The organism is Blautia sp. HCP3S3_G3, assembly GCF_052063365.1.
GTDB lineage: Bacteria > Bacillota > Clostridia > Lachnospirales > Lachnospiraceae > Blautia_A.
In genome coordinates this window covers 104,334-116,353 of the sequence record NZ_JBQHXR010000001.1, presented here as the reverse complement: position 1 = coordinate 116,353, position 12,020 = coordinate 104,334, and the positions used below count along the sequence as shown (strand labels likewise).

General features: G+C 42.7%; 13 protein-coding genes. 1 reads left to right on the top strand and 12 read right to left on the bottom strand.

What is annotated here, in order from left to right; all coding sequences use genetic code 11:
- The 5 genes from ACTNEW_RS00580 to ACTNEW_RS00560 all read right to left on the bottom strand — a co-directional run bounded on the left by ACTNEW_RS00580 (position 1) and on the right by ACTNEW_RS00560 (position 2,059).
- Positions 1–153, bottom strand: a complete 153-nt coding sequence (locus tag ACTNEW_RS00580) for a CD1871A family CXXC motif-containing protein (protein WP_441056744.1) — start codon at positions 151–153, stop codon at positions 1–3.
- Positions 131–736 (bottom strand): TlpA family protein disulfide reductase, encoded by a 606-nt coding sequence (locus tag ACTNEW_RS00575; protein ID WP_441056742.1) that lies wholly within the window; start codon positions 734–736, stop codon positions 131–133. The genes ACTNEW_RS00580 and ACTNEW_RS00575 overlap by 23 nt, the downstream gene beginning before the upstream one ends.
- A gap of 49 nt (positions 737–785) precedes the next feature.
- The gene (locus ACTNEW_RS00570; protein ID WP_441056740.1) at positions 786–974 is read right to left on the bottom strand and encodes a (2Fe-2S)-binding protein; all 189 of its coding nucleotides are present in this window, start codon (positions 972–974) and stop codon (positions 786–788) included.
- A 101-nt stretch (positions 975–1,075) separates the two neighbouring features.
- The gene (locus ACTNEW_RS00565; protein WP_441056738.1) at positions 1,076–1,363 is read right to left on the bottom strand and encodes a cyclic-phosphate processing receiver domain-containing protein; all 288 of its coding nucleotides are present in this window, start codon (positions 1,361–1,363) and stop codon (positions 1,076–1,078) included.
- A 339-nt stretch (positions 1,364–1,702) separates the two neighbouring features.
- Positions 1,703–2,059: a VOC family protein gene (locus ACTNEW_RS00560; protein ID WP_441056736.1), complete on the bottom strand. Its 357-nt coding sequence runs from the start codon at positions 2,057–2,059 to the stop codon at positions 1,703–1,705.
- A 560-nt stretch (positions 2,060–2,619) separates the two neighbouring features.
- Here ACTNEW_RS00560 and uvrB point away from each other — a divergent pair.
- On the top strand, positions 2,620–4,608 hold the full coding sequence (uvrB, locus tag ACTNEW_RS00555) for an excinuclease ABC subunit UvrB (protein WP_441056735.1): 1,989 nt from the start codon (positions 2,620–2,622) through the stop codon (positions 4,606–4,608).
- A gap of 331 nt (positions 4,609–4,939) precedes the next feature.
- On the opposite strand, the gene ACTNEW_RS00550 is transcribed toward uvrB, so the two are convergent.
- The 7 genes from ACTNEW_RS00550 to ACTNEW_RS00520 all read right to left on the bottom strand — a co-directional run bounded on the left by ACTNEW_RS00550 (position 4,940) and on the right by ACTNEW_RS00520 (position 12,020).
- Positions 4,940–5,944, bottom strand: coding sequence for a translation initiation factor 2 (locus tag ACTNEW_RS00550; RefSeq protein ID WP_441056733.1), 1,005 nt, complete (start codon positions 5,942–5,944; stop codon positions 4,940–4,942).
- A gap of 9 nt (positions 5,945–5,953) precedes the next feature.
- A complete protein-coding gene (locus tag ACTNEW_RS00545) occupies positions 5,954–6,394 on the bottom strand; it encodes a DUF4869 domain-containing protein (RefSeq protein ID WP_441056731.1) in 441 nt (146 codons plus the stop codon).
- Between the two features lie 186 nt (positions 6,395–6,580).
- Entirely contained in the window at positions 6,581–7,327 is a 747-nt protein-coding gene (gene yaaA / locus ACTNEW_RS00540) for a peroxide stress protein YaaA (RefSeq protein WP_441056729.1), read from the bottom strand.
- Positions 7,327–7,782: a thioredoxin-dependent thiol peroxidase gene (bcp, locus tag ACTNEW_RS00535; protein ID WP_441056727.1), complete on the bottom strand. Its 456-nt coding sequence runs from the start codon at positions 7,780–7,782 to the stop codon at positions 7,327–7,329. The genes yaaA and bcp overlap by 1 nt, the downstream gene beginning before the upstream one ends.
- A 153-nt stretch (positions 7,783–7,935) precedes the next feature.
- Entirely contained in the window at positions 7,936–8,664 is a 729-nt protein-coding gene (locus ACTNEW_RS00530) for a DnaA ATPase domain-containing protein (RefSeq protein WP_441056726.1), read from the bottom strand.
- Between the two features lie 161 nt (positions 8,665–8,825).
- Positions 8,826–10,178: a sodium-dependent transporter gene (locus ACTNEW_RS00525; RefSeq protein WP_441056724.1), complete on the bottom strand. Its 1,353-nt coding sequence runs from the start codon at positions 10,176–10,178 to the stop codon at positions 8,826–8,828.
- Between the two features lie 396 nt (positions 10,179–10,574).
- Positions 10,575–12,020 (bottom strand): family 43 glycosylhydrolase, encoded by a 1,446-nt coding sequence (locus ACTNEW_RS00520; RefSeq protein WP_441056722.1) that lies wholly within the window; start codon positions 12,018–12,020, stop codon positions 10,575–10,577.

The window sequence follows — 12,020 nt, the reverse complement described above, 5'->3', positions numbered from 1 at the left end:
TCACCCGATCCCGATACATTCCAGGCAGATCATGACCGCCTTTCTCCAGATGATATCCAACTGCCCCTGTGCCGCACCGATGCTCAGAAACAAAATACCGGCAATCATTCCCGCAAGCCATCTGCAGCCTTTATTGTTTTTCCAGAAGCTCATCGATCATTTCCTTCCATGCATCTTTATCTCTCGAACCTACGACAGTATCTATTATCATTCCATGATCATCGAAGAAAAAAGTAGTCGGAACTGCCGTCACGTCTGTCAGCATCGCATGATACAGGGATTCATTCAGAAGTAAATGCGGGTAAACTGCTCCGGTCGACTCAATCAGCCCGGAAGCCTTTTCCAGCGTACTCTGGTCTGCCCCATCCTGCACATCACTGATAATACCAATGATCTGAAACTCTTCACTGTCATACTCACCGGAAAGTTCCCCAAGATCCGGCATTTCATTCAGGCAGGGATTACAATAAGTCGCCCATACATTGATCATGGTAAGCTTCGATTCCGCAAAAACCCCGGAAGTAACCTCGTTTCCCTCCATGTCCTTTGCCTCAAAGGCAACCGGAAGAGGAAGTGCATCTGATTTTCCGGAGGACATACCGGAATCAGAAGATTCTTTATTATCCTGAGAAGACACAGTTTCTGTTTTTTTCTCGGTCTCACTGTCATTACCGGTGCACCCGCTCAGCAGGACTGCACCGGCAAAAAGGGCAAAAAGCCACTTTTTTATTCTCATATCATTCATCTCCTTCATTCAGAAAACATTGAAATCCCTGTTTTCCATTTTACCGTCCTTCCTCTGTCAGTAAATCCCTGACAAGGTACTGGATAAATTCTTTGCATTTTCCGCAACCGGTGCCAAAGCGAAGACGTTTTTCCACTTCTTCGTAGGATTTGTCTCCGTTTTTAACAGCATCTTCGATCATTCCATAAGTTATGCTTTTGCAATTACACGCAAATTTATCTTTTTTCATTTACAATCACTCCTATGCTTCATGATACCAGAATCATATGACACTGGAATCAAATGATATTTTGCCCTGGCTCCAAAATGTTCCTAATCCATTGACACCATTTATACCAGATACCGCCTGATCAGCCTTTCCATATTTGCGCGGCCAACCGGATTTGCAGTATGCAGTTTCACAGGATACTTACGTCCGGTTTCTGCCATCCAGTCAAGCAGCTTAATATAGTCGCCGCCATCCGGCTCATATTCTCCGGCATCATGATCCAGATCCAGAACCTCTACAGGCAAACCATTTCTTTCAGCATCAAGGATCATCCTCTTTGTTTCGTTTACGCTTTTGCAACGTACATAGCCGGATGGCTCCGGTCTTACATCGTCAATCCATATTTTCATAAACATCATCTCCAGATAAAGACAAAATTTTCTGCAACCGCAGGGCAAAAACAACTTCTGTTTTCTGCCCGCTAAATTCCGCAGGTTTTCGGGAGCACAAAGTGCGGAGAAATCCGTGTATCAGAGGAGTCAAAATACCTTTTGACCCCATCATCATGATAATAACAGTATACACTATTTTTACAATGCATAAAAGCATGAACCTGATTGTTTTATCAGTCTTGTTGTTAATAAATTTAAAAATATACACCCAAAGCCCGGGCTGAAACTGCCACAGAATAATTCTGAAACATTCCGGTAAACAATCCGGGCAGCCCTAAAATCTTATCAAAAGTTGCGTCACGATCTCTCAGCTACTTCGATCAAATGTCCGTCCGGATCCTTCAGCATAACAACTCTCTTACCCCAGAAATTCTTTCGGATTTTCATTTCCTGATCAGTTTCAATCATATATTTTTCGATTTTATGCATAAATGCGTCCAGATCAGTCTCGATAAAGAACAGTTCACACGCATTTCCGGTAACTGTATCTGCTTCAATCAACTGTTCCCAGCTCTTTTGTTCCTGTAATACCAGTCCCTCCGTCAGAATGACATTTTCTCCAAAATCAGTTTTTACCTGCAGTCCAAAATATTCCTGATAAAATAACTTCGACAACTCCATATCACTCACTACGATCAGAATATTCCTCAACATAATAATCACCTGCTCAGTATCAGTTTCACTGCAACAACCAAATCCTCACGGAACCCTTCCGGCTCATCCATCACAGTTGGTAGAAATATTACCAGGTGATTCAAAAATCCAATGAATCAGTCCCGCACTATATTCCTTTACTGCTTTCCGTTCCAATACGTCCAAGCTTAATCAGCATACCATACAGGCTCATTTTATTCAATAAAATTACAGATGGCGGCTTTTATTTCTTGAATATCATATTTGAAAAGTCTGATGCTCAGGTTCATGTGACAAAGATAGAAGAGAAGCAATTTAGGTCTTGTATTTATCTATAACATCTGATAAAATCATGGATAGAACAAATGTTCTGAAAATGCATTCTAATTTATAATTATGCATTCTGTATTAACATGCGTTGTGGAGTAATAATTGATATCTCCTGGTCGGTAAATAATAATTATGACTTTTTCGTGTAGTCACCGATTCGGGCAGTGAAACAGAATTTTGCCACACGAATTTCCCTCGAATTATACACGAATTTTCGGGCTAATACTAATCATAATAAGGAGTATTTGAGTATGGAAACGTTCAAATTGCATTCAGAATACAATCCCACCGGCGACCAGCCGCAGGCCATTGATAAGCTTGTCCAGGGCTTCAGGGAGGGCAACCAATGTCAGACTTTACTAGGGGTTACGGGGTCCGGCAAGACTTTTACGATGGCGAATATCATACAGGCTTTGAACAAGCCAACACTGATTTTAGCCCATAATAAGACACTTGCAGCACAGCTGTACGGAGAATTTAAAGAATTTTTTCCGAACAATGCCGTTGAATACTTTGTAAGCTACTACGACTACTATCAGCCCGAGGCTTACGTTCCTTCTACGGACACTTACATTGCCAAAGATGCGTCCACCAACGATGAAATCGATAAGCTTCGGCTGTCGGCAACTGCAGCTTTGTCGGAACGGAGAGATGTGATCATCGTATCCTCTGTTTCCTGTATTTACGGTCTGGGTTCACCGAAAGATTTTCAGGACATGATGATTTCCCTTCGTCCGGGAATGATGAAGGATCGTGACGAGGTGATCCGTCAGCTGATCGATATTCAATATACAAGAAATGAAATGGATTTTCATCGCGGTACCTTTCGTGTGCGGGGAGATGTTCTGGAGATTTATCCTGCCAACTACACGGACCGGGCAGTACGGGTAGAGTTCTTCGGGGATGAGATTGACAGGATTACAGACATCGATGTACTTACCGGTGAAATCAAATGCGAGGACACACATGTGGGTATTTTCCCGGCATCTCATTATGTTGTACCGATGGAACAGATTCTGAAAGCTGCGGATGCCATAGAAGAAGAGATGAAAGAACGGGTGGAATATTTCAAAAGCGAAGATAAGCTTCTGGAAGCCCAGCGTATTGCGGAACGGACCAATTTTGACATTGAAATGATGAAAGAAACAGGCTTCTGCTCCGGGATTGAGAATTATTCCAGACATCTGACAGGCCTGAAGCCGGGACAGCCGCCGTACACCCTGATGGATTATTTTGGCGATGATTTTCTTCTTATTATAGATGAATCCCATAAGACAGTCTCACAGGTTGGAGCAATGTATTCCGGTGACCAGAGCAGAAAACAGACACTTGTAGATTATGGATTCCGTCTTCCGTCTGCCAAGGATAACCGTCCGTTAAGCTTTGAAGAATTTGAATCCAAGATCGATCAGGTCCTTTTTGTATCTGCAACGCCGGGCAAATACGAGGCAGAACATGAACTGCTCCGGGCAGAGCAGATTATCCGCCCGACAGGACTTCTTGATCCCAAAGTGGAAGTACGGCCTGTGGAAGGACAGATTGATGATCTGATCAGTGAAGTGAATAAAGAAGTAGAAAAGAAGCATAAGATACTGATTACCACTCTGACGAAACGAATGGCAGAAGACCTGACGGAATATATGCGTGATGTGGGAATCCGTGTCCGTTATCTGCATTCTGATATTGATACACTGGAACGTGCGGAAATTATCCGTGATATGCGTCTGGATGTGTTTGATGTACTGATTGGAATCAATCTTTTGAGAGAAGGTCTGGATATTCCGGAAATCACACTGGTTGCCATACTGGATGCCGACAAAGAAGGCTTCCTGCGTTCAGAAATTTCCCTGATTCAGACGATTGGACGTGCTGCCCGCAACAGTGAGGGCCACGTTATCATGTATGCAGATACGATGACAGATTCTATGCGCAATGCGATCAGAGAGACCGAACGAAGGCGTACGATTCAGGAAGCATACAATGAAGAGCATGGAATTACACCGACAACGATCAAAAAGGCAGTTCGTGACCTGATTGCTGTGTCCAAAGCCGTAGCCCGGACGGAAGATAAACTGAAAAAAGATCCGGAATCCATGAATCGCAAAGAACTGACCAAACTGGTTGCTCAGGTAGAGAAGCAGATGCGCGCTGCCGCTGCTGATCTGAATTTTGAACTTGCGGCAGAACTGCGTGATAAGATGCTGGAATTAAAGAAAAACATTGCAGAACTTGACAAATAGTTGCAAGGAACTGCTGAAAAATGCAGAAGAAACCTCTTTTCTTCTGTACATTTTGTTCACAGAATATTCACATTTTTATCACAGATTCCCCTCAACCATATCATAAAATACATTTGTTGAGTAACAGTATTGCTGTGTAAGTCCAACCAGACTTGCACAGCTTTTAAATCCACTTCGCTGTTTTTTACAAAAGCAAAGATAACCAGGCTCCAACGGCCTGGTTATCTTTTTATTTACTTTCCCTGTTTTTTTATACCGGAATGTTTTCGAGCCATTTTCAGTGATTAGGTACCATATCATCATTTTCCAGAAATATTTTCTCATCCAGTAATTAATCAGACAATGATTCAACATTTTTTTCTGGCACAAACAATTTCTGCATCCTGTCCGGGAAAACATCTATGATCTGCCGTGCTATTTTCTCCTGCAGGTAGTTTTTATTTATGAAATCTTTTTGATACTTTAGGTATGTCCCTACTGTCTTAGAAATCAGAAGCTTCGTAAAATACTGTTCCCAACTGGAATACTTCTCACTTTCAATGTAATCCTCTGGATGGCTTAAAATATCACGAGTCTCCTTATCATCCAATATATCCGATTTCAAAATCATCCATTCAAATGATTCTGGTAAATATAGTGCAATTGCTCTGCCGGACTCAATCAATTGAATAATTCTTTCCATCTCAGATCCAAATGCAGCTCCATCTGCAACTACAGCACACTTTTCATCTGACTTATTTTGCAGCAATATACGATAAATATTTGACTTTCCTCTCGCCGTATCGCAGGAAATTCCTTTAACTATAAGTTTTCTAAAAAAATCATACCCGGAATTCGAATCTTCAACAAGCAGTTTCTTCGGTTGTTCAACAAAAACATTTTCATATTCTCCATACAAGTGATACAATTCATTGTATGTTTGTTTCAGCCCTGCATACTGCTTTGACAAACGAATCCCATAAATTTCCTCAACACTGTATGACAAATTCGGCAAATCATCTCTGGTGACCAGAATGAAGTAATTATCCGAATATTTTACCTCACTTGCAAACGCTTCCTGTCGGATGAAACTATTACACTCATCAATAAACACTAAACTATTGTGTATATAATCCAGTCTCTGTTTCCAATCTCCACCATGAAGTACAACACATGGAACATCACATTTTAATTCAACTCCGCTTGAACGACCTTCTCTTGAAAATGCCTCTATCATCTCCAGAAGTTTTGTCTTTCCGGTTGCACTATCTCCACGGATAATTGTAATGTTGCGTTTTATGGTAAACTGATAGCGAATACGCTTGTTTTGGATATTCACTTCATATAACCCCTTCATCCGCTCACCTCACACATAATCATACACAACATCCAGCCATTCCTGTCGATTGTGTACCACCCTTCCAGTATTCAAAATCATGATTTCAAAAGGCCCCTCCCCGAATCTCATGCCATGATGCAACGTGATAATAAGATCCTTCCTGTTTGCAATTTCAAGTATCCATTTGGCACAATTATCACCACATGCCGTTGCATTAAAGATACTGCCGCTCTCATCATTTGCCATAAGAATCAAAGTCTTTACTCCGCCAGATAATTCCTTTGGTGTAATAGCGCCTAAATACGGGCTTTCTATTATATGACTGGATATGACATCAGATTTATCAATATCCAGAATCATTTGTCTGGACAAAGCATCTGTAATCCATTCGTCTTCGTATTGATTGTCAAAATAAATGGGTGGATTATAAATCTCATCTTTCAAGTCTCCTAAAAAAACTTTAAGCATAAAATCATCCCCTTCCCACAGGCTAAATAACGGAACTCATCCATATATAATCTCCGTATTGCAGTTTTCATTGTACTCTCCAATGGATACAACTGTCAAGTTATCCTCATGTACTAAATCTACAGAAAAAAGCCGCAATGTCTCAAAAAGAATTTTGCTCATCATTTTTTATACATCCATGTTTTGTCAATGAATTCTTTCAAACAGATATTCTTTGTCTGATGACAAATCCGGCCGGAATATGTAGCCCAATCGGTCAAAGTTCTGTATCTCTTCCGGATTTTCTATTTGATTCTCAGCCATATAGCGCACCATTTCACCCCTGGCCATCTTTGCATATGTACCTTTGGTCACCAGCCTGTCACCGGATTTTTCGCAGAAAACCACTGTAATATACCGGTTTGCATCTGTCAGGTATTTCTCTACACATCTGGAGTATTCCTTTGAAGCAAGGTTGATAATGATGCCGCTGTCATCTCTCACTTCCTCATACAGCCGTCTGTCCCATAACGCATAGAGATCCTTCTGTCCGTTGATGGACGCTTTGGCCTGCATCTCCAGGCGGTATGGCGTTACACCGTCCATTGGTTTCAGAACACCATAAAATGCAGACAAAATCCGGAGGTTTTTCTGTACATAAGCAAGCTGCTCTTCTTCAAATACCGCAGGTGCCATATACTGATACGCAATTCCCTCGTATGACAGGATTGCCGGTGTCAGTCGTCCATAAAGATCCATCTGCTCCAGGCGTCTGAAATTCTGCTCTGCGATCTTATCGTTGCACTTCCATAATTTCTGCAGATTCTCACGGGACTGCCCTCGCAGCCAGGATAAGATTTCAGTTGTCTGCTCCAGATACACCGGCAGTCCGACAGGCGCCAGGGAATCTGTATCTTCCTTCATTTTTTTCGCAGGAGATAAAATAATCCTCATTAATCCAGCTCCTTCAGCATCTTTTCCGCATCATCGGCAGCTTTCACCTTATCATTCGCCCTGATGATGATTCCCTCTTCATCAACCAGATACGTCGTGCGCACCACACCCATGGATACCTTTCCGTAATTTTTCTTTTCTTTCCAGACATCATAGGCTTCAATCACACTGCGCTCCGGGTCTGACAGAATGGTAAATCCAAGATTCTGCTTTTCCTCAAATCGTTTATGAGATGCTACGGAATCTTTGCTCACTCCAAGTACAACTGCCCCTTTTTCCACGAACAGAGGATATCTTTCCGAATAACCGCACGCCTGTTTGGTACAGCCCGGTGTATTATCCTTCGGATAAAAATATAAAATCACTTTCTTTCCACGATAATCTGATAATTTATGCACATTTCCATTCTGGTCCGGCAATTCAAAATCCGGCGCTTTTGTTCCAACTTCCAGCATTGCACTCATCCTCTCTTATACTTTCTTTTATTTGCAGGCTGTTATTCTGTTATCCTTTATCTTGTTGTTCTTTATCCTGTTATTCTTTATCCTTTATCTTGTTGTTCTTTATCCTGTTATTCTTTATCCTTTATCTTGTTGTTCTTTATCCTGTTATCCCTGCATCAGCAAATCATAGGCTGCCAGTTTCAAAAGACTTCCACGAAGGCTTCTGATATCTCCGTTACTTTCAGACGCAATTATCTCCAGAGTTTCCGTTCTGAATTCATGATTTTTCAGAACGGGATCCTTCTCTGACAGCTTCCGGAGAATATCCAGCCTTTCTCCTTCGTCCGGCTTCTTTATTTCTGCGCAATGGCATTTTCGCAGACTTTCCGAAAATGCCGGAATCTTTTGCACCTGGCATTCCATCGTCCGATCGCTGATGATTACCGTTTTTCTTCCTGAGTCCAGACGCTGTTTCAGGATTTCCGAAATAAATTCTCCAGTTCCGCTTTTGCCCTCCAGATACTGAATGTCATCCAGTATCAGAAAGTCTGTCTCACAGCCATATCGGTCAGAAAGCCGTTGTATTTCCCCCTGCTTTCCCCGGTTTTCCTCATAAAGCGCACCAATCAGTTCACTAACTAACGTTTCAATCTTTGTATATCTGACAGATGCGTGTGGATTATTTTCCAGAAACAGATTCACCATTGCATGTGCCAGGCAGGTTTTCCCCAAGCCCACTGATCCATACAGATAAAACAATGGCCATGAGCTGTCCTCCGATATGTATTCCCGTGAATCTGAAACAGCCTCCCTGTTATTTTCATACAAAATATAATTTTCGTAATTGTATTCCGGAATGCTATGAAATCCGTAAGCAAAAGGATTCTCCTGCATCTTTTATACCCTCCTGACATTATACTTTCCTGACACTCTCTGTTTTACACAAAAACAATCATAAAGCCCCATTGGGGATGCGGAAAATAGCTCCAGCAAATTAAAAAATCCCTCACTGATTACCACAGCCAGAAAACTCCGTCCCCACTGATCCCCACTGATCACAGTCCCTGGATCAGAATGATTACAATCAAAACCGGCAGTACAAACTGGAAATACCATTTCAGCTTTCGGGAGATTTTCAGGCCATTTCCTGTATTGGCTTCTTCCAGATACCGGTCAAATCCCCATCCCCATCTGGAAACACAGAACAGCAGGAAAATCAGTGACCCCAATGGAAGCAGAAGATTGCTCACCAGAAAATCTTCGCTGTCAAGAACGTCTCTGCCGCCGATCAGATGCAGATTGCTCCAGACATTATATCCCAGTACGCAGGGAATGCTGGCAATAAATACAGCAACACAGTTCAATACAGATGCCTTTTTGCGGCTCCATCCAAAATTATCCATGCAGTTTGCCAGTAAATTCTCAAACACGGCAATGACTGTCGAAAAGCTTGCGAATGTCATAAACAGGAAAAATAATGTTCCCCAGATACGCCCTCCTGCCATATTCACAAACACATTCGGCAGAGTCACAAAGATCAGTGACGGCCCCGCATCCGGCTGTACACCGTAGGAAAAACATGCAGGAAAAATAATCAGACCTGCCATCATTGCCACAAACGTGTCCAGAATACTGATACGTACCGCCTCTCCGGCAAGGGTATTTCCTTTTGGCATATAGCTTCCGAAGATTTCCATCGCACCGATACCAAGACTCAGAGTAAAAAATGCCTGATTCATAGCCGCTGTGATCACATTGCCGATTCCTGTATCCACTGCCTTGGAAATATCCGGAAACAGATAAAAACGGATTCCCTCTCCGGCTCCTTCCAGCATAAAACTGTGAACAGCCAGAACCACGATCAGACACAAAAGCGCAGACATCATCACTTTTGTAATCCGCTCCAGTCCTTTCTGAAGACCAAAGCTATTGACAAGAAATCCTGCCAGAACGGTAACTGCCATCCAGAATCCCATTTCTCCGGGAGCTGCCAGAAGGTTTCCGAACACAGATCCTACAGCATCTGCATCCATTCCCTTTGAAAAGTGACCGGTTGCAAATTTCACAAAATAACTCAGCATCCATCCGGATACCGTCGTATAATACATCATCAGCAGATAACAGCCAATCAGGCAGAACCAGCCGTGAATATGCCACTTCTGTCCCGTTTTTTCCAGTGCTTTATAACTCTTCACAGCACTGCTTCTTCCTGCACGTCCTACCGCCAGCTCCATCGTCAGGACCGGCACTCCCATGCACAGCAGAAAGACAAGATAAAACAGTACAAAAATACCGCCGCCGTTCTGTCCTGCCACATAAGGAAAACGCCATACATTGCCGATTCCGATCGCACATCCGGCACTTACCAGAATAAAACCAAGACGCGACTGAAAACTTTCTCTCTTCATAAAACCTTTTCCTTTCCCTTATCATAATCGTATTTTCTCTTACTATTATACGGATTTTGTTTCTTCTGTCCATCCCTGACTTTTCTTTTCTGTAGTTCTGTACACTGAAAAATTGTCCTGCGATACAGGACAGAATCCTGCTTTTATAGAATTCTACGCCTGCAGCAGATTACTTCAACAATATATTCCTCACCTTCTCAGTAAGATCCTGGAGGAGGGCATTTTATATCCCAGGAAGACGCAAAGAACTTTCCTGAGATATGAAATGTCTGTATTGTAAAGCAATTTTCAAACACAATTCAGAAATTTTTTATTTATACATGAAAGTGCCTGTAATCCCAACAATTTATCTTTATTGCAATCACAGGCACTTCGTATCATTTATTTAACTTTACTTTATTTTCTTTCTATCAGTTCAAATCCATGGAAGTTCACGGAACCGCTTCCGACAAACCGGAAAAATAACGCTGTCTTTCCCGCTGGAATTGTCAGTTTTCCCGACAAATGTTTCTTTCCGGCATCTACCGGGATTCGTACAACAGGTTCTCCATCGAGTCTGGTGCTGATCTGCATCTCTCCTTCTCCGTTTCCGGAAAGCTCCAGACAAATTTCTCCCGTGTCACGAAGATCAAAATACTTAAATCCAGCCACAGCTCCATCCTGCATGTTGGCAATATACTGATCATCCTTTTCTTCCCTGTCGGCACCTGTCTGGGTAAAATAAGGATGTCCGGAATAATCCCGGATCAGTGCCACATGCCCTGCTCCATCCTTGCTCATCAGATTGCAGGCAATCGCAGCACTGTATCGTCCTTTTCCTTTCAGCGGGCCGCCATTCAGACCGCAGCTTGTCATTTCCACCTGCGGAATCCGCCCCTTTTCATCAAAAGAAAGGGGTTCCGCACATCCCTGTCTGGAATAGGAATGACGATTGGTCTGACGATGATAAAAGATATACCACTGCCCATTTATCTCGACCATACCACCGTGGTTATTCCCGATATAATTATCCGGCTTTTCCATCGTCCAGTTTTCCAGTCCGATATCCCCGTTGGATACAATCGTTCCGCCATAAGTAAAATCCCTGTTCGGATATTTGCTTACCGCATAACAAAGCTCATGGGACTGGAAAGACGAATATACCAGATAGTAGATTCCATTGATTTTCCGTATCGAACTTGCCTCAAAAAAAGCATGATTCTCAAAACCGGTTCCCTTTTCATGGAACACCTGCGGAATGACACAGACTGGTTTTTCTTTTACTGTAATCATATCCGATTCCAGTTCGATGCAATAGCATCCCGCATAACTTCTGCCTTTGATGAAAGTTCCCTCCGGGCGGTCGATATCCGGTCCGAATCCGGTGTACAGATAAACTCTTCCATCATCATCCACCAGTACTCCCGGATCAAACTGATACACGTCCCCTTTTTCTTCTCCCACGACTGTTCCATCCGGATAATGAATTTCTCCATAATAGGAAAACGGACCAACCGGGCTGTCTCCCACAGCTACAGACATCACACCCAGCATTTCCAGCGTGTAATAAAGATAATATCGTCCATCTCTTCCCTGCGCGATATCCGGTGCATACATGTACATGCTTCCGTCCGGATTCCTGGGATCCTGTGTCTTTTTGTAGATCACACCCTCGTACCGCCAGTTTCCCAGTTCATCCACCGGGGCAGACCAGCATACATAATCATTCATGCAGAATACTTCGCCGTTAAATTTATCATGAGAACCGTAAACATACACACGGTCACCAAAAACATAAGGTTCCCCGTCCGGAATATATTCATATCCCGGCAGATACGGATTTACTGCCTGTTTTTTCATCAT

Excerpts from the sequence above, each read along its gene's own strand:
- ACTNEW_RS00580 (WP_441056744.1), bottom strand. The coding sequence starts at position 153 with ATGAGCTTCTGGAAAAACAATAAAGGCTGCAGATGGCTTGCGGGAATG.
- ACTNEW_RS00575 (WP_441056742.1), bottom strand. The coding sequence starts at position 736 with ATGAGAATAAAAAAGTGGCTTTTTGCCCTTTTTGCCGGTGCAGTCCTG.
- ACTNEW_RS00570 (WP_441056740.1), bottom strand. The coding sequence starts at position 974 with ATGAAAAAAGATAAATTTGCGTGTAATTGCAAAAGCATAACTTATGGA.
- ACTNEW_RS00565 (WP_441056738.1), bottom strand. The coding sequence starts at position 1,363 with ATGAAAATATGGATTGACGATGTAAGACCGGAGCCATCCGGCTATGTA.
- ACTNEW_RS00560 (WP_441056736.1), bottom strand. The coding sequence starts at position 2,059 with ATGTTGAGGAATATTCTGATCGTAGTGAGTGATATGGAGTTGTCGAAG.
- uvrB (WP_441056735.1), top strand. The coding sequence starts at position 2,620 with ATGGAAACGTTCAAATTGCATTCAGAATACAATCCCACCGGCGACCAG.
- ACTNEW_RS00550 (WP_441056733.1), bottom strand. The coding sequence starts at position 5,944 with ATGAAGGGGTTATATGAAGTGAATATCCAAAACAAGCGTATTCGCTAT.
- ACTNEW_RS00545 (WP_441056731.1), bottom strand. The coding sequence starts at position 6,394 with ATGCTTAAAGTTTTTTTAGGAGACTTGAAAGATGAGATTTATAATCCA.
- yaaA (WP_441056729.1), bottom strand. The coding sequence starts at position 7,327 with ATGAGGATTATTTTATCTCCTGCGAAAAAAATGAAGGAAGATACAGAT.
- bcp (WP_441056727.1), bottom strand. The coding sequence starts at position 7,782 with ATGCTGGAAGTTGGAACAAAAGCGCCGGATTTTGAATTGCCGGACCAG.
- ACTNEW_RS00530 (WP_441056726.1), bottom strand. The coding sequence starts at position 8,664 with ATGCAGGAGAATCCTTTTGCTTACGGATTTCATAGCATTCCGGAATAC.
- ACTNEW_RS00525 (WP_441056724.1), bottom strand. The coding sequence starts at position 10,178 with ATGAAGAGAGAAAGTTTTCAGTCGCGTCTTGGTTTTATTCTGGTAAGT.
- ACTNEW_RS00520 (WP_441056722.1), bottom strand. The coding sequence starts at position 12,020 with ATGATGAAAAAACAGGCAGTAAATCCGTATCTGCCGGGATATGAATAT.